The sequence below is a fragment of the Shewanella sp. Koi 1 genome, from assembly GCF_052907445.1.
Genome location: NZ_JBREJM010000001.1, coordinates 3,109,610 through 3,128,202, shown reverse-complemented (window position 1 = coordinate 3,128,202; position 18,593 = coordinate 3,109,610). Strand labels below are relative to the sequence as shown.

Genomic DNA, 18,593 nt, shown 5'->3' with positions numbered 1-18,593 from the left:
TAAAATGAAAAGAGTCGTGATCACCGGAATGGGTGTTGTTTCAAGTATCGGTAATAACAAGCAAGAAGTGACTGAGTCACTTAAAGCGGGCCGTAGTGGTATTACACATTCCGCTCAGTTTGAAGAAATGCAACTACGCAGTCATGTATGGGGCAATATCAAATTAGATCCTTCTGAGCTGATTGACCGTAAAGCGCTGCGTTTTATGGGCGATGCTGCGGCATATGCTTACATTGCAATGCAAGAAGCCATTAAGGATGCTCAGTTAACTGAAGAGCAGTATTCAAATCCTCGTGTAGGTTTGATTGTGGGCACAGGCGGCGCTTCGTCTTCTAACCAAGTTCAAGCTGCGGATATTCTGCGCGAAAAAGGCGTAAAACGCGTGGGTCCTTATATCGTGCCACGCATTATGTCGAGCACGGCCAGCGCGTGTTTGGCAACCCCCTTCAAAATCAAAGGCATGAACTACTCAATCAGTTCTGCCTGTGCGACCAGTGCTCACTGTATCGGTCACGCCGTTGAACTTATCCAAATGGGTAAGCAAGATATGGTGTTTGCGGGCGGTTCGGAAGAAGTGGATTGGACCCTGACTATGGGCTTCGATGCGATGGGCGCACTGTCGACTAAATACAACGAGACTCCAGAAAAAGCTTCTCGTACCTATGATGCGGACCGTGATGGTTTCGTGATCTCTGGCGGTGGCGGTATCTTAATCGTTGAAGAGTTAGAGCACGCTCTGGCTCGTGGCGCGAAGATTTACGCTGAAGTGATTGGTTATGGCGCATCATCAGACGGTTACGACATGGTTGCTCCGTCTGGCGAAGGTGCGGTGCGTTGTATGCAAATGGCTCTGGCCGATGTGGACACGCCAATTGATTACATCAACACCCACGGTACTTCTACCCCAGTTGGTGACGTGCGTGAGTTAGAAGCTCTGCGTGAAGTCTTTAAAGACAAGTGCCCACCAGTTGCATCGACTAAGTCTATGACTGGCCATGCCTTAGGCGCGGCGGGTGTACACGAAGCCATCTACAGCTTGATCATGATGGAAAACAGCTTTATTGCTCCAAGCATCAACATCGATAACTTAGATGAAGCCGCGAAAGACATGCCAATCGTGCGTGAATACCGCGATGCAGAGCTAAACACTGTGATGAGCAACAGCTTTGGTTTTGGTGGCACTAACGCAACATTAGTGATGCGTAAATATAAGTAAGCCATTATTTTTGTTAAAAAAGGAAGCTCAGGCTTCCTTTTTTATTGGTTGAAATTCAGAAATACCAATCACATTAAATATCTAATTCTGTTCAGAGCCTCTCCGGCATCTCAATCCAAGGCGAATTGATGCAGAAATGGTTATTCCCTTTTAAGTCAATGTAACGAGGGAATGGAATGCTTGTAGCTCCCGCTGAATGAACACATTTTAAATACGATTGGCATAATGCGACTCAGGGATTGGGTTTATGATCAGAGTCTTGCTAGAATCCTTGGCTACTCACTCTCTAGCCCATTTTTATCAGAAAGGTCCCCATGAAGATTGTTGTCGATGAAAATATGCCCTATGTCGAACCCTTATTTGGGGCGTTAGGCGAGATAATTCCAGTCAATGGCCGCATGCTAACGCCTGAGCAGGTGCAAGATGCCGATGTGCTACTGGTGCGTTCGGTCACCCGAGTCAATGCTGCATTGTTAGATGCCAATCCAAAACTTAAGTTTGTCGGCAGCGCCACCATAGGGACGGACCATGTGGATCTGGCTTACCTTGCTGGGCGTGGTATTCCCTTTTCGAATGCGCCCGGCTGTAATGCGACCGCTGTCGGGGAGTTTGCCTTTATTGCGATGTTAGAACTGGCGGCGCGGTTTAACTCGCCGCTCAAGGGCAAAGTCGTAGGGATTGTCGGCGCGGGCAATACTGGTAGCGCGACGGCCAAATGCCTCGAAGCCTACGGCATTAAGGTATTACTCAATGACCCCATCAAAGCGGCCGAAGGCGATCCCCGTCATTTCGTGAGCCTTGAGACCCTATTACACCAAGCGGATATCATCAGCTTACATGTGCCCATCACTCGCACTGGCGAGCATAAGACGCTGCATTTATTCGATGAAGCGCGCCTGATGAGTCTTAAACCCAATACCTGGCTGGTGAACTGCTGCCGTGGTGACGTGATTGATAATCAAGCCTTAATTAAGGTTAAGCAGCAAAGGGATGACCTTAAATTGGTGCTCGATGTATGGGAAGGGGAACCGAATCCCATGCCGGAGCTGGTGCCTTTTGCTGAGTTTGCGACCCCGCATATCGCCGGTTACAGCTTAGAAGGTAAGGCCCGTGGCACTTTTATGCTGTACCAAAAGTTGTGTGAGTTGTTAGCCATTCCGGCCACCAGACGCTTATCCGAGCTCTTGCCGCCATTTCATTTTAAGGCGGTCGAGCTCGAACAAACTCCCGATGAAAAAGCCCTATTACAACTCGCAAGATTCGTCTACGACCTGCGTGATGACGATGCCGTATTCCGAAATGGCTTTGCAAGGTCGAATGGCTTCGACACTATGAGAAAAAATCACAAACATAGACGCGAATTTAGTGCATTGGCGCTGGCTTATCACGGCCAATCTGAGGTAGATTGGTTGTCCAATTTAGGTTTTTCAGGAGTCGGTCGGTAATTATGTCGCAGGAATTTAATGTTGTCGTTTTAGGTGCATCGGGCGCAGTGGGTCAAACTATGATTGAGATCCTCGAAGAGCGTAACTTCCCGGTTGCGAACTTATATCCTTTAGCCAGTAGCCGTAGCGCCGGTGAAACGGTCAGCTTCCATGGCAAACAAGTTACCATTTTGGACGTCGAAACCTTCGATTGGAGTCAAGCACAGTTAGGCTTCTTCTCTGCTGGTGGCGATGTCTCGGCCAAGTGGGCGCCTATCGCCGCTGAAGCGGGTTGTGTGGTGATCGATAACACCTCTCACTTCCGCTACGACATTGATATTCCATTGGTTGTGCCTGAGGTTAATCCCCATGCGATTGCCGATTTCCGCAATCGTAACATCATCGCTAACCCGAACTGCTCGACCATCCAAATGCTGGTGGCACTAAAACCGATTTACGATACTTACGGTATCAGCCGTATTAACGTTGCGACTTATCAGTCAGTCTCTGGTACAGGTAAAAAGGCGATTGAAGAGCTGGCAAAACAATGCACTAAGTTGCTGCAAGGTCTGCCTGCTGATGCTGAAGTTTATCCAAAGCAAATCGCGTTTAACGTATTGCCGCAAATCGATAAATTTATGGATAACGGCTACACCAAAGAAGAAATGAAAATGGTCTGGGAAACCCAGAAGATTTTCGGTGATGACGAAATCCTCGTCAACGCAACGGCCGTGCGTGTGCCAGTCTTCTATGGTCACTCAGAAGCCGTACATATCGAGACGCGTCAACCTGCGGATGCAGAAGATATTAAAGCTTTACTGCGCGATACCGAAGGAGTGGTATTGTTCGAATCCGATGACGAATATCCAACGGCTGTAACCCATGCAGCGGGTACCGATCCTGTTTATGTGGGTCGTGTACGTAAGGATATTTCCCATTCTCACGGTATTAACCTTTGGGTGGTGTCGGATAATATTCGTAAAGGCGCAGCCTTAAACAGTGTGCAAATTGCCGAGATTTTAGTGAGAGATTATTACTAAGTCTTAAGTAGCAATTGATGCCCAGTGAAAAAGCCTGCTGCCAGCAGGCTTTTTTTGTTTTACAATTGTGAACAGTAGCAGGGCTGGGATTTCTAGTTTATAGTAATCTCAATAAATACAATTGCCTAAAGCCTGTTATCAGCGAGATAACTTAAATAGCGCTTCAAAGGGAAGGATTGATGAAATTTCGCACTTCGTATCTTGTGGGCCTGATGGCCACCGTTTTAGCTGTTTCTTCCACGACCTCTTTTATTGATCCTGCGATAGCTGCTGATACTCCCAAAATAAAACCTTTAAAAATCATGGGACCAGACGGACAGATCCGTCAGGTCAATCATCAATATGGACCAACGACCTCTAAGGACACTTTCTGGAGTATTGCGCAAAAAGTCCGTCCCGATGCCAGTGTCAGCGTTTATCAAGTGATGGCCGCAGTATTTGATGCTAACCCCCATGCGTTTAACTCCGACAGTTATAACAGCCTCGAACGTGGCATGATTTTGCTGATCCCTTCGAAAGAAGTGATGCTCGCCATCCCCAATAGTCTGGCCATTGCCCGCGCCGAGCGCAGCGACAAGCAGGCTCGTTCTGGTGTTAAAGCCACGCCTAAGGCAGAAACCAAACCTGCGACTAAGCCAGCTGCACCGACTCAGACAGTCGCACAGCCTAAACCTAAGGTGGAGACGCCACCTAAGGCCGAGGTGAAGCCCGAAGCGGCGAAAGTGACCAATACCGAAGTGGCTGCGACGCCAACCGCGCCTAAGATGGTGAGTTCGGATGTCAATGCACGCCTCGAAGCGGCGGAGAGCAAGAATTTATCCCTGACCGATGAGTTAGCCAGAGCGCAAGATCAACTCGCGGTGAGAAATACCGATGTTGAGACACTCAAAGCCAAGGTTGAAGAATTAAATCAACAGATTGCGGTATTAGAAGAAACCCTACAGGCCAGTAAGAAGCAAAACCTTGCACTTAAAGCCGAGGTTGAGGCCGCACAAACGCCAGAGACCGCGACGACAGACGAGCCTGCCATGCCCGCAGAGCCCGATGATCTGTGGCGTAACCTGATGAGTAATCCGCTGCTCCTCGTTGCGGCGGCGGTGATCCCCGCATTATTGCTACTGGTGCTCGTTTTCTGGCTATTACGCCGTAAACGCAATAAAGAGCGCCGCGAGCTAGAAGCACAGCAGGCGGCGATGATGGCCGCGGGTGCGGCTGGCGTGGCGAGTGCGTCTGTGCTGGCGATGGATGATGACGATCTCAGCGACATGGCGGTGCATCTAGATACTGACCATGCTGATTCGATCGACAGCTTACTCGATGTCGGCAGTGTCGATCTGCAACCCGAGCAGGAAATGACCGATAGCCATGAACAGATGGACATGGCATCAGAAATGTTTATTGACCTAGGTGTGAGCACTGAACCTGAACCACAATTTGAAGAGGATGAAGGCCAGTCTCTGGACGATCTCTGGGCAGAGGCCATGGGTGACCAAGAGGAAGCCGAAGCCTTTGCCGAAGAGAAAGTCGCATCTGGCAATATTATTGAGGAAGAAGACCTCGATGCACTGCTGGCCGGATTAGGCTCTGATGAAGAAGAGACCCCGCAGGAGGCTCAAGCCACAGCTGAAGGGCTCGACGAACTCGACGAATTAGCCGGTTTCGATTTACCTGCTGAAACTGCGCCAGATACAGAGGATGAAGATTTAGCCGCCGCGATTGCCGCCGAGTTAGATTCTGGGCTAGGCGCTGACTTAGCCACAGAGCTGGACACCGAGCTTGAAAACGACGCTGTGCCAGCCGACGACGATATCGATGCGTTACTCGCAGGCTTTAATCAGCCAGAGGTGAAAGAACCTGCCGATGCGGATCTCGATGCCTTATTGACCGATTATGACAAGGCGCCAGCAGAAACTGCTGATGATCTCGGTGATGAAATCGCCGCCGAATTGGACGATGACTTAGCCGAGTTGGGCGTCGCGCAAACCGATGATATTGATGCTTTACTGGCAGATTTTGATAAACCCGCCGCGCCCGAACCCGATTTAAGCGATGAAATTGCCGCCGAGCTTGATGCCGACTTAACTGACATTGGCGTAAGTGAATCCGACGATATCGATGCGCTACTCGCGGGCCTAGATGCTCCAGCGCAGCCCGATCCTGAAGTCGCAGCGGCCATTGCCGCCGAGTTGGATGATGAACTCGCTCCAAACTTACCAACGAGCGATGAAGATCTCGACCAGTTATTGGCAGGCTTTAACACGCAAGAAGCGCTCATCGAAGAGGCCGTTGTCGACGATACCGTTGCCGAGGATATGACTCACGCTGAAGCCGCCCTTGAGCGCGATGAAATCGCCGCCGAACTCGAAGCCGCATTACCTGAAGACTTGTCGACGGCAGAGGACGACCTCGATTCTTTATTAGCCGAGTTCGATGTGCCTGAACAAGCCGAGGCGGATGCCGACGACTTTAACTTCGACTTAGAAACCACCCATGTCGAGCCAGAAGAAAAAGACGAGGAAGAAGATTTACTCAAGGGCATTGGTGCCGCCCATGCCATTGATGGCACGGACGATACCTTCGAACTGAGCGAAGAGATTGCGGATAACCAAGACAGTTCGGATAACAGTGCCGATGACGCAGCCACAGAGCCTAAGTTTACAGGCTTTGATGAAGATACTGACGATATCGCACCTGCTCTTGGTGCCGCTGTCGCCGCATCTGCCGTGGCCGCCGCCGCGAGTGCGAAGGAAAAAGAGTCATCTTTCTTCAATGACTTAAAGGCCAACAAGACTAAAGATCCCCATGTTCTCGATTGGGATACCGAACTGAATTTTGCGCCTACGCCTGAAGCGAAAACGCCGGTCAAACCTGACACCGATTTGCCTTTAGATCCGGTACCAGTGCAGGGCACGTCGCGTAAACCGCTAGAGTTTGCGCCAGATACTCAGCCAGAGGTTGATGCCAAAAATACAACTTCGAGCACTGAGTTTAATCTCGACGATGAGCTGGATTTAGGCCGCGAGTTCGATTTAAAAGACGATACTGATGATGTTGATTTAAGCGATGATAGCGTACTTGCCGCCTTTAGCACCAATACCGAGCTCGAAGAGGAAGAGATATTAACCCCTGAGGACAGCTTTGCCCTCGATGACGAGCATACGCTCACCGTCGACGAGGCCCTAGCGGCCCTCGATGCGCAGGAATCTCGCAAGTCGAAGAAGTTTGTTCCAGAGCATGATTTAACTAACTTCCAAAACGAGCATGGTTATATCGATATCGAAAAACTGCTTAACGATGCCGAGCAGGACAACACAGAGACAGATCTCTATCCCGAAATGGATGTGGAGATGAGCGATGTGGGCGCCCTGATTGGCGATGCCGCCATGATCGACGTGGACGATGAGGAAAACTCAGTCAATGCCAAGCTCGATTTAGCCCGCGCCTATATCGAAATCGATGATAGCGACAGTGCCAAAGCATTGCTACGGGAAGTCCAAATCGACGGTAACGAGCGTCAGCAAGAAGAAGCGGCTCGTTTACTTAAAGAGATGGGCTAATCCCTAAGGGGCTTGATTTCACACTAACGGCGCGCAGAGCGCCGTTTTTTTTGTGGGCTGCTGTGATAAAATGCGCCGCTAAATTAACTGTGAGGATGTGTGGATGCGGATTGCATTAGGTATTGAATATGACGGCAGTGGTTATTTCGGTTGGCAGCGTCAAGCCGAAGTCGATTCAGTACAAGGGCAATTAGAACAAGCCTTATCTAAGGTGGCGAACGAACCCATCAGCTTGTTCTGTGCGGGACGAACCGATGCCGGCGTTCATGCAACGGGGCAGGTGGTGCATTTCGAGACTAATGCCATACGTAACGAAGGCGCTTGGACCTTAGGTGTGAATGCCAATTTGCCCGATAATATCGCCGTTCGCTGGGCCAAAGAGGTGGATGACAGTTTCCATGCCCGCTTTTCAGCCACGGCCAGACGTTATCGCTATGTGATTTACAATCATAATTTTCGCCCCGGGATCCTGCGTCACGGCGTGAGCCATTACCACGGTGATATCGACGCCGATAAAATGCATGTTGCGGCGCAGGCGCTGCTCGGTGAGCAGGACTTTACCAGTTTTCGCGCGATTCAATGCCAATCGAAAACCCCATTTCGCAATGTGCACAGCGTTAGAGTGACCCGTCAGGGCATGTATGTGATTGTCGATATTTCTGCTAATGCCTTCTTACACCATATGGTGCGAAACATTGTCGGCTCCTTGCTGGAAATTGGCCTAGGCAACCAACCATTGACCTGGATGGCGGATTTACTGGCGCTTAAAGATCGCAATCAAGCGGCGGCCACTGCCAAACCCAATGGGCTCTATTTAGTCGATGTGACATATCCCGAGCAGTATCAACTGCCTAAGTTGGCTTTAGGGCCATTGTTTATGCTGGATTAATCGCCGCTTTGCCGATTAAGTGAAGTGCGTATCGAAGGAAGGAAAGAACAGATGACCACAGCCCCGACTGAACAGACAGCCTTAACTGTGCCGAGTGCGAATGCACTATTGGCACAATGGCTTGATTATTTATTATCGATTCACCCAACCGAAATCGATATGGGATTAACCCGGGTTTCAAAGGTTGCCGCGCGCCTGGATTTATTGGATCTCGGCCCCAGTAAAGTGGTCACAGTAGGGGGCACCAATGGCAAAGGCACCACCTGCGCCATGCTCGAGAATATCCTGCGTTTATCAGGGCTGACGGTGGGCGTTTACAGCTCGCCCCATATGCTCAAATACAACGAAAGGGTGCGCATTAACGGTCAAGATGCCAGCGATGAAGCCTTTGTCGCGGCCTTTGAACAGATTGAGGCGGCGCGCGGTGAGATTTCGCTGACTTTCTTCGAATATGCCACCTTGGCTGGCTTAATTCTGTTTAAAGCAGCCAAGTTGGATGTGGTGATCTTAGAAGTCGGTCTTGGCGGTCGTTTGGATGCCACCAACATGATTGATGCCGATATCAGCGTGGTGACGTCCGTCGATTTAGACCACGAGGCGTATTTGGGCAATACCCGCGAGCTGGTAGGTCGTGAAAAGGCGGGTATTTTTCGCCAAGGTCGCCCCGCGATTGTTGGTGAGCCTAACTTACCCCATACGGTCAATGATGTCGCCCAAGATGTTGGCGCCAAGCTCTATCGTGTGGGCGAGGAGTTTAGTTACCAGCAAGATGGCCAGACGTGGGATTACCAAGGTCAAGTATTGACCCTTAAGCAGCTGAGTTTACCTACACTGCCATTACCGAACGCTGCGACTGTGATTGCGATTGTTGAGCATGGCTGGCCGCATATTGCTGCCGATATCATTGCCAAAGGCATCAGCAGCGCGCGCTTAACCGGGCGTTTAGAGCAAGTTAACGAGCAGCCGCTGATTTTACTCGATGTGGCGCACAATCCCCATGCGGCGCGCTTTTTAGTCAAGCAGCTCACGCCAATGGTGACGGGGAAGCGAGTGTTTGCCCTGTGTGGCATGCTAAAGGATAAGGACATTGCAGGCGTATTGCCTGTGGTTTCGCCCTTAATCGATACTTGGTACTTAGTGAGTTTACAGGGTGAGCGCGGCGCGAATGCAAGCCTGCTGCGCCAAACCTTAGCACAAGACACTAAGGCCCATGAGTTTGACGATATCGCCGCGGCATGGACGGCATTAAAAGCGCAAATTCAGCCCGATGATGTGGTAATTGTGTTTGGCTCCTTTTACACTGTGGCAGGTTTTAAGTCTCTCTTTAAGCAGGATAACCGTTTTGTCTAGCCAGTTTCATAATCGATTAGTCGGCACTGTGGTGCTGGTCGCCCTCGGAGTGATTTTTCTGCCGGATATTTTAGATGGCAAGAAGGACCGCCAAGAGGAACAATTTGCCGAAATTCCCCTGCGTCCTGCCGCGATAGCGCAGCAAAACGCCGATGATATGTTTGAGGTGTTGTCCACTCAGGATGTGGATGGCGAAGGTGCCATTCCCGAAGAGGCCTCTCCGAATGATGAGGCGGCGTTAGCGCAGGCGGTCAATACTGACGTCAAAGACACGCCTGCAGCAAAAGTCGAACCTAAAGCGGAAGCGGTGAAGGAGCAAGCCAAACCACAGACGGCAAAAGCAGAAACCAAACCTGAAGTGAAAGAGCCGGTGAAAACCGAGACCGCTAAGGCCGAGCCGAAGAAAGAGACGCCAAAGCCGGCTCCCGCTAAAACTGAGACCAAAAAGCCAGAACCCAAGCCAACCGTCGTGGCGAAAGCGGACAAACCTAAAGTCGAAACCGCGAAAACAGAATCTGCAAAACCTGCCAAAGACGATGGCATCAAAGTGGTGAGCCGCGATTCATTAAAACCTGGACTTACCCTGCAACTAGGCGCATTTAGCAATGCCGCCAACGTAAAAGCGCTGGTGGCGCAGTTACGTAAAAGTGGTTACAAGGCGTACACAATTCCAGACACGCCTAAGGATGGCGTATTGACAAAAGTGTTTGTGGGGCCGGATGTTTCCGAAGCTAAGCTCAAGAAAATGCAGGAAGAAATTGAAAGTCTAACCCGTTTGAAAGGCCGAATTGTGCCTTTTAATCCCTTGGAATCTTAATGCTATTCAGCAGGGGCTGAAATAATTTATTTACCTCTCTAGGGGTGAGAATCGTTTCAGTCTCTGGTAGAATCGCGCCGTCTTAAAGCCTATGCTGGAAAGCCATCTCAATGGTTTGGATTGATTACGCTATCATCTTCGTTATCGGGTTATCGACTCTTATCAGTCTGATCCGCGGATTTGCCAAAGAAGCCATGTCGTTAGTGGTATGGTTCGCGGCTTTCTTTGTTGCCAGCCAATTTTACCAAGACCTCGCCGTTTATCTCACGCAAATGAACGATGAGGTGCTACGCAATGGGGTCTCCATTGCTATTCTTTTTATCACCACCTTAATACTCGGCGCCCTCATCAATTACATCATTGGGCAATTAGTGGTTAAAACCGGATTATCAGGCACTGACAGACTCTTAGGTCTGTGTTTCGGTGCCATTAGGGGCGCTCTGATCGTCAGCGCGCTGCTGTTTTTTATGGATGCTTTTACAGGCTCACCCAACACCCAATGGTGGAAGGACTCTGTACTAGTGCCCGAATTTGGCGTTGTGATCCAATGGTTCTTTCACTATTTGGAAAACACCTCCAGCTTTGTACCCAAACTATAAAAAAGACAATAAATTTATCCTAAGTGATGGAGGATAAGTAAGGTTGAGCCCAAAGCCCAAGGTTCGGACTCAACACTGAGATGAAGCACTTAAGCCGTATGGCTGGGGATTTACTTCGTCTTTTACTTATATTTCAACATGAAAGGGCATAGAACATCTTACAATGAGGAAGCTTACCCATGTGTGGTATCGTCGGAATAGTTGGCCAATCATCGGTTAATCAGACCATTTATGACGCACTGACCGTGCTTCAGCACAGAGGTCAGGATGCGGCAGGTATTGTGACCGTTGATCGTGGTGCTTTCAGACTACGTAAAGCCAATGGTCTGGTCAAAGATGTATTTGAAGTCAAACACATGCAGCGCCTACAGGGTAATGCAGGTATTGGCCACGTACGTTATCCTACTGCAGGCAGTTCCAGCGCGTCAGAAGCGCAGCCTTTCTATGTTAACTCGCCATTTGGGATTTCATTAGCCCATAACGGTAACTTAACCAACACGGTTGAATTAGCTGAAGGCCTGATCAAAAAGCGTCGCCATGTGAACACCACATCCGACTCCGAAGTATTATTAAACCTGCTGGCCGATGAGCTGCAAAAAACCACAAGTTTAATGCTGACGCCTGACGAAGTGTTCGACACTATCGCTAAAGTGCACGAGCAAGCCCGTGGCGCCTATGCGGTAGTGGCCATGATTATCGGCCAAGGTCTGGTGGCCTTCCGCGATCCTTTCGGTATTCGTCCACTGGTATTAGGTAAGCACGAAACTCCAACCGGTACTGAGTACATGGTGGCCTCTGAGAGCGTCGCGCTCGATGCCGTGGGTTTTGAAGTGATGCGCGATGTGGCGCCAGGCGAAGCGATTTATATCTCTTTAGATGGCCAGCTTTACACTCGCCAGTGCGCCAAAGAGCCAAGCTACTCACCTTGTATCTTCGAATTCGTGTATTTTGCGCGTCCTGATTCGACTATCGACAATGTCTCTGTTTATGCCAGCCGCGTGAACATGGGTGCCAAGCTGGGTGAAAAGATCAAAAAAGAATGGTACGACCATGATATCGACGTGGTGATCCCGATTCCTGAAACTTCATGCGATATCGCATTAGAAATCGCCCGCTGCATGGACTTACCTTACCGCCAAGGTTTTGTGAAGAACCGTTATATCGGCCGTACCTTTATTATGCCTGGTCAACAGGAGCGTAAAAAATCGGTACGCCGTAAACTCAATGCCATCAACACTGAGTTTAAAGGTAAGAACGTGCTGTTAGTGGATGACTCTATCGTTCGTGGTACCACCTCAGAGCAAATCATTGAGATGGCGCGTGAAGCAGGTGCGAAGAAAGTGTACTTTGCCTCGGCGGCACCGGAAATCCGTTTCCCAAACGTTTACGGCATCGATATGCCAACCTCGAATGAGCTGATTGCCCACGGTCGTGATGCCGATGAAATTGCTAAGCTGATTGGCGCCGATGGCATTATCTTCCAAAATCTGCCGGATCTGGTTGAAGCGGTGAGAATGGAAAACCCAGAGATCAAACGTTTCGAAACCTCAGTGTTCGACGGTCACTACATCACTAACGATGTTGACCAATCTTACCTCGACCACTTAACTCAGTTACGTAACGACGATGCCAAAGCTGATCGTAATAAAGACATTGGCACTAACTTAGAGTTACACAACGTTTGCCATCCATAAGATGAAATTCTTAAGATAAAAGAGTGTGCTTGGCGTTAAGCGGGCACATCTTAAAAAGCACAACAAAAAAGCCAGTGATGAGTCACTGGCTTTTTTGTTAGGAGTTTCAATCCTTAGGAGATCTTAGGAGTTTCGCGGGATTGACTCTGCGCTGGCTCATCCTGCGCATTCTTGCGCTCAACCCAATAGTCTGCATGGGGAATACCGAGCTTTTCAGGATCGAATAACGGCTCAACCCCTTGTTTTTGTTGCGACTCGTAATCCGTAAGGCAAGTAAAGGCGATACGTTGCAGCAGAATAATGGCGATAATGTTTAGCCACGCCATTAGGCCCACACCAATGTCACCCATGCCCCAGGCCAAATCGGCGGTTTTCACTGTGCCATAGACAGTTGACGCCATCAGCACCACTTTTAGCACCACTGTGAGCCAAGGACGATTCGCCTTGCGATTGATATAGGCGATGTTGGTTTCGGCAATATAGTAGTAGGCCACAATGGTGGTGAAGGCGAAGAAGAACAGCGCGACGGCAACGAACATATTACCAAAGCCTGGCATCATGCTTTCCATTGCGGTTTGCACATAACCTGGGCCTGCTGCGACGCCCGCAATCCCAGTATAAAGCGCGGCGCCATCTGGGCCTTGCACATTATATAGGCCTGTGATCAGCAACATAAAACCGGTGGCTGAACAGACGAACAGGGTATCGACATATACTGAGAAGGCTTGCACTAAACCTTGTTTGGCAGGATGACTTACGGCTGCGGCAGAAGAGGCGTGTGGCCCAGTTCCTTGGCCTGCTTCGTTTGAGTAAATACCACGTTTTACCCCCCACATAATCGCAAGACCGAGAATCGCACCAAAGCCCGCATCGAGCCCGAAGGCGCTTTTTAGGATCAACATAATAATATCGGGCAGCTGACCAATGTTAAGGGCAATAATCACGCAGGCGACGATGATATAACCCAGTGCCATAAAGGGCACTACGGTACTGGCGAAGTGGGCAATACGTTTAACGCCACCAAAGATAATGAAACCTAACAGCATAGCGAGAATAGCGGCGGTGACGTTAGGGTCGATATCGAAGGCGGTTTTTAGGCTCGAACCAATCGAGTTGGCTTGTACGCCTGGCAGTAAAATCCCGCAGGCAAAAATGGTCGCAATAGCAAATGTCCAAGCGTACCACTTCATGCCTAAGCCTTTTTCAATGTAAAAGGCGGGGCCGCCGCGGTACTCTCCGTTGATTTTTTCTTTGTAGACTTGGCCTAAGGTGGATTCGACGAATGCGGAGCTGGCGCCAAGAAACGCCACCATCCACATCCAAAACAATGCACCTGGGCCGCCGAAGGTAATCGCAGTGGCGACACCGGCAATGTTACCGGTTCCCACACGACCCGCTAAGGTCATGGCTAAGGCTTGGAAGGAAGACACACCAGCATCAGTGCTCTTGCCATCAAACATTAAACGGATCATTTCGGGTAAATGGCGTAACTGTAAGAAACGTGAGCGCAGGGAGAAAAAGAGTCCTACACCGAGGCAAAGATAAACGAGCGCGGGGCTCCAAACGATATTGTTGACCGCATTAACAATCTCATTCATATAATTCAACTCCAATATTCTGTTGTTTTTGCAGAGTTTTTAAGATATTTGCTTGTAAGTTTGGGTACTAAACGGCCAATTTGGCCTAAGGTTAAGACGTGTGCGCACGCCCAAGAGCTTCAACATAACGGCTTTTTAAGCCGCTTCATAGCTAAAGTTGTTAAATAATTGATAATTTAACGTTCTTTATTTGGTGGCTTTACTGATGGGGGATTTAACGACGCGTTAATTCGCTAGGTTTCGAGCTGCGTTTGACTGTAGGGATGTAGGAGAAAGGTGAGACAAGGAGTGTGGAGTTAGAACTCTTTATTTGACCTAAGCAGATATAAGTGTGGGTTTAGGCTTAAACCGGGGCTTACATCACCAGCCATAGCAGCATCCATAGTCCGAATAGCCATGCCAGACTGCGGCGGCTAACGCTATGTTTTAATAGCAAAGACAGGCTCACGGCCACAGGTAGAAACAGGATAAAAGCCCAAGAGAATAAAGACGCCTCAAGCCCCAAGCTTTTTAGTCCCATTTCACAAAGCAGACTTAACGCCAATAACAATAAGCTATTAAAGAGCATTAATTGATTGAATCTTAATACTAGCGCTGGCTTAAAGGCGGGTTTCGCATGACAGGGCAAGGTCAGTGTATTCATCTCTTGTTCTCAATTCCTCGTAACGGATGCAAGGGATTCTAGGTTTAGATGAGAATTATTCTCAACTAAATTTACACAGCTTTAGTGTTTCGTTACCGCAGAGCGAGTTAAATCGGCCCTCGAGGTAAAACGGCGGTTTGCACTCTTGTCTGCTTTGGGCTAAATTACACTGTAATTATATCCAGTATTTAATGTAGATATGATCCTCTATATTGCTGAAAAACCAAGCCTTGGGCGTGCAATCGCCGATGTGCTGCCTAAACCCCACAAAAAAGGTGACGGGTTTATTGAAGACGCCCAAGGTAACTGTGTGTCTTGGTGTGTGGGGCACTTGCTCGAACAGGCCGAGCCCGATGCCTATAATCCCGAATTTAAATCGTGGAAGTTTGAGCATTTACCCATAGTGCCTGATAAGTGGCAGCTTAAACCTAAGGCCGCGACCCGCAGCCAACTCACAGTACTTAAAAAGCTGGTGAAGCAGGCCGATACGCTAGTGAATGCGGGCGATCCCGACAGAGAAGGGCAGTTATTGGTTGATGAAGTGATCGCCTATTTGGGCGTGACGGGCGATAAATTACAGCAAACGCAGCGACTCCTTATTAGCGACTTAAACCCGCAGGCGGTGAAGCGTGCCTTGTCGCAACTTCGTAGTAACCGTGAGTTTATTCCTTTGTCGACCTCGGCACTTGCCAGAAGCCGCGCCGATTGGCTCTATGGCATGAATATGACGCGGGCCTACACCATTCAAGGGAAAAAGGTCGGTTATCAGGGCGTACTATCGGTCGGTCGAGTACAGACCCCGCTGCTTGGGCTTATTGTGCGCCGCGATGAGGAAATCGCGAATTTCCAATCTAAACCATTTTATGAGGTTTTGGCTCACTTAGTGACGGACAAAGATCAGGCGTTCACGGCGAAGTGGCAACCTAGCGAAGCCTGCTTGCCTTATATGGATGAGGAAGGGCGCGTGCTTGCTAAGGGCCTAGCGCAAAATGTAGTGCGCCGGATCACCGATAGACCCGCCAAAGTGACCCAGTTAAGCACTAAGGATAAGCAGCAGAATCCGCCTTTACCCTACAGTCTATCGGCGCTGCAAATTGACGCCGCCAAGCGCTTTGGTATGAGCGCGAAGGACGTGCTCGATACCTGCCAGAGCTTATACGAGCGCCATAAGCTGATCACTTATCCACGCTCAGACAGTCGTTATTTGCCCACAGAGCAGCATGGGCTTGCAAACGGGGTATTAGCGGCCATTATGGGCGGTGCGCCCGAGTTAGTCGCACACGCTGAGGCGCCCAATCCTCGGCTTAAATCTAAGGCGTGGGATGATAAAAAAGTTGATGCTCACCACGCCATTATTCCAACGGAAAAACAGCCCAATCTAGCTGGTTTAAGCCAGCGGGAAAGGCAGCTTTATCTGCATATTGCTCGACAGTATTTGGCGCAGTTTTACCCCGCCTATTGCTACAGTGAAACCGTAGTCGAGGTGACGATCGAAGGTGGCCTTTTTAAAACTAAGGCAAAACAGGATAAGTCACTCGGCTGGAAACAACTGTTTGCCAGAGAAGATAACGAACGAAAGGACGCATCATCCGCAGCGAGTTTTGCGCAAGGCGACAAGGACACAGAGGAAGGGGAATATCTTGGTCAGTTACCGCCTCTTACCTTAGGACAAGTTCTTCATTGTCACCAAGGTGAATTGGTCGAGAAGCAAACTCAACCTCCCAAAGCCTTTACCGATGCGACCTTGTTGAGTGCGATGACGGGGATTAACCGTTATGTGACTGACCCTGAGATCCGCAAAATTTTAAAGGAAACCGATGGCTTAGGCACAGAAGCGACTCGCGCAGGCATTATTGAACTGCTGTTTAAACGGGGCTTTATTCAGCGTCAGGGCAAGTCGATTGTGGCCACTGAGGTGGGCAAGGGCTTGATCAATAGCTTACCCCTTAGCGCCACGACACCCGATATGACGGCGCTGTGGGAGGCAAGTCTAAACGGTATCTGCCATAAAGAAATCTCATATCAAGGCTTTATGCAGCCGCTGCTGGGTACGCTAAATAACTTAATCGAAAATGCGGGCGCTCAATTACCCTCAGCCCTCAATGGCTTAAAAGGGCAGGGCTTTAAGCGTGCAGCAACGAAAAAGCCCGGCTATCGAAAAGCTGGAGGTAAAGGCGCTGGATGGAAAAAATCCGGCACTAAAAACGCAGCAGTCGGAAGCTCGGCCGCTAAAACTACCGCGGCTAAATCGACGGCCGCTAAATCCGCTACGCCTAGACGTCGAGCGAGTAAAGTACCCGCTCAAGTTTGATGACACAAATGTAATCAAACTGTCGCTAATGCTCGCGATCTAGTAACGATATTTAATATATTCCGCGATATTTAATTGCCGCCAATCACGATATTTCGTGATTGCCGGATCCACTTCTAAAAAACACCCTGAAATTCAGATTTTCTGCGCCGTGGCATGCAAACTGCTGTGTGTTGGCTGGAGAATATAATAAGCCAATTAAATCATATGATTATATATCGTTTAGCTGAATTAAAAGGTGTAGATGATATGAAAAAGAAATTGCTTGCAGTGATGATCCCCGCGGTGCTGCTCACTGGTACAACTCAAGCGGTCGAGCTGTATAACGATCAAACCAATAGCGTCAATATGATGGGTTGGCTAGGCTTTGCGGCGTTAAACGATGGCCACGAAACCTCAGTAATTGATAACTTTTCCCGCGTGGGATTTCGTTTCGACCGCCAAGAGAAAAACGGCTGGCGCTCCTTTGCCCATACCGAATGGGGCATTAACATGGTCACCAGTGACGATGGTCTGATCTATACCCAAGGTCAAGGTGGCGGTCAGTTATCGGCTTCAAAAACCTCAGATTTTCTCTTTAATCGTTTAGGTTATGTCGGCATGTCGCACGACAAATGGGGTTCGCTCACCTTTGGTAAGCAGTGGGGGGCTTATTACGATGTGGCTTACACCACTGACGTACTCAATGCCTTTACCGGTTGGTCTGTCGGTGCTTATACCTTCGGCGATGGCGGCCTCACCGGCGCGGGGCGTGCGGATGCGGCGCTGCAATACCGTAATACCTTTGGCAATCTGCATATCGCGGTGCAATACGCTTCTAAGCAAAATAGCGATGTGGCGCTTTATGACAATTTAGGCAACGCCTTAAACGATGGTTCTGAGCTGAGCTTCGATCCTAGCTATGGGGCGAGTGCCACTTACTACTTCACCGATAAATTTAAGGTGTTAGCGGGCTTTAACCGTGGTGACTTCACCGGCAATCTTGCGGGTAAAGACGTCGATAATACCAACCAAATCATCGGTATCGGTGCCCAATACGGCAGCTTTTATCAATATGCGCCGGGTCGTGATGCCGACGGCCTGTATGTGGGGTTTAACGCCCATAAGAGTGAGCAAAACGAGTTAGTGGGTGGGGAGCTTTACGACTCAACTGGCGCCGAATTTATTGTCGCTTACCACTATGACAACGGATTCGTACCTAGCCTATTGCTGACTTATCAGGATTTGGACACCGATGAAAACACCGCTATCCAAGGCAAATGGACGCGTCAGTTTGCCGTGCTAGGCCTGCATTATCGCTATAGCCGCGACACCATCATGTATGCCGAAGCCAAAATCGATTTCAGCGATATGGACGATAAAGCCTACGAAGATCTGCAAGATAATAACTATGCCGTTGGTATTCGTTATTTCTTCTAAGTCTGACGAGGGAGTGCGTTAAAAAGTGCATTCATC

13 protein-coding genes are annotated in these 18,593 nt (G+C 49.4%); 11 read left to right on the top strand and 2 right to left on the bottom strand.

The features are described 5' to 3' along the window. Nucleotides 1-4: 4 nt before the first annotated feature. From fabB to purF, 9 genes are all read left to right on the top strand, one after another. Nucleotides 5-1,216, top strand: a complete 1,212-nt coding sequence (fabB, locus tag ACUZ8J_RS13730; RefSeq protein ID WP_167373641.1) for a beta-ketoacyl-ACP synthase I — start codon at nt 5-7, stop codon at nt 1,214-1,216. A 314-nt stretch (nt 1,217-1,530) separates the two neighbouring features. Then, nucleotides 1,531-2,661, top strand: coding sequence for a 4-phosphoerythronate dehydrogenase (locus ACUZ8J_RS13725; protein WP_446694144.1), 1,131 nt, complete (start codon nt 1,531-1,533; stop codon nt 2,659-2,661). Between the two features lie 2 nt (nt 2,662-2,663). Continuing rightward, nucleotides 2,664-3,680, top strand: coding sequence for an aspartate-semialdehyde dehydrogenase (locus tag ACUZ8J_RS13720; protein ID WP_446694143.1), 1,017 nt, complete (start codon nt 2,664-2,666; stop codon nt 3,678-3,680). 179 nt (nt 3,681-3,859) lie between these two features. Continuing rightward, a complete protein-coding gene (locus ACUZ8J_RS13715) occupies nt 3,860-7,237 on the top strand; it encodes a FimV/HubP family polar landmark protein (RefSeq protein WP_446694142.1) in 3,378 nt (1,125 codons plus the stop codon). A gap of 103 nt (nt 7,238-7,340) precedes the next feature. Continuing rightward, nucleotides 7,341-8,126 (top strand): tRNA pseudouridine(38-40) synthase TruA, encoded by a 786-nt coding sequence (truA, locus tag ACUZ8J_RS13710; protein ID WP_220057763.1) that lies wholly within the window; start codon nt 7,341-7,343, stop codon nt 8,124-8,126. 51 nt (nt 8,127-8,177) lie between these two features. After that, the gene (gene folC / locus ACUZ8J_RS13705; protein WP_446694141.1) at nt 8,178-9,476 is read left to right on the top strand and encodes a bifunctional tetrahydrofolate synthase/dihydrofolate synthase; all 1,299 of its coding nucleotides are present in this window, start codon (nt 8,178-8,180) and stop codon (nt 9,474-9,476) included. Continuing rightward, a complete protein-coding gene (locus ACUZ8J_RS13700; RefSeq protein WP_446694140.1) occupies nt 9,469-10,293 on the top strand; it encodes an SPOR domain-containing protein in 825 nt (274 codons plus the stop codon). Before folC ends, ACUZ8J_RS13700 begins: the two co-directional genes overlap by 8 nt. Nucleotides 10,294-10,403: 110 nt before the next feature. Further along, nucleotides 10,404-10,892: a CvpA family protein gene (locus ACUZ8J_RS13695; protein ID WP_011716539.1), complete on the top strand. Its 489-nt coding sequence runs from the start codon at nt 10,404-10,406 to the stop codon at nt 10,890-10,892. Between the two features lie 179 nt (nt 10,893-11,071). Beyond that, nucleotides 11,072-12,586 (top strand): amidophosphoribosyltransferase, encoded by a 1,515-nt coding sequence (gene purF / locus ACUZ8J_RS13690; protein ID WP_011716540.1) that lies wholly within the window; start codon nt 11,072-11,074, stop codon nt 12,584-12,586. A gap of 113 nt (nt 12,587-12,699) precedes the next feature. Here the strand turns inward: purF and ACUZ8J_RS13685 are convergent, their stop codons facing one another. Together ACUZ8J_RS13685 and ACUZ8J_RS13680 are read right to left on the bottom strand one after the other, a co-directional pair. Beyond that, nucleotides 12,700-14,184: an alanine/glycine:cation symporter family protein gene (locus ACUZ8J_RS13685; RefSeq protein ID WP_446694139.1), complete on the bottom strand. Its 1,485-nt coding sequence runs from the start codon at nt 14,182-14,184 to the stop codon at nt 12,700-12,702. A 355-nt stretch (nt 14,185-14,539) separates the two neighbouring features. Further along, nucleotides 14,540-14,827: a hypothetical protein gene (locus ACUZ8J_RS13680; protein WP_446694138.1), complete on the bottom strand. Its 288-nt coding sequence runs from the start codon at nt 14,825-14,827 to the stop codon at nt 14,540-14,542. 199 nt (nt 14,828-15,026) lie between these two features. Between ACUZ8J_RS13680 and ACUZ8J_RS13675 the strand changes: the two genes are divergently transcribed. Beyond that, nucleotides 15,027-17,138: a DNA topoisomerase III gene (locus ACUZ8J_RS13675; RefSeq protein WP_446694137.1), complete on the top strand. Its 2,112-nt coding sequence runs from the start codon at nt 15,027-15,029 to the stop codon at nt 17,136-17,138. A gap of 249 nt (nt 17,139-17,387) precedes the next feature. Beyond that, nucleotides 17,388-18,557 carry a porin gene (locus ACUZ8J_RS13670; protein WP_446694136.1) on the top strand — a complete coding sequence of 390 codons (1,170 nt, stop codon included), beginning with the start codon at nt 17,388-17,390 and terminating at the stop codon, nt 18,555-18,557. Nucleotides 18,558-18,593 lie beyond the last annotated feature (36 nt).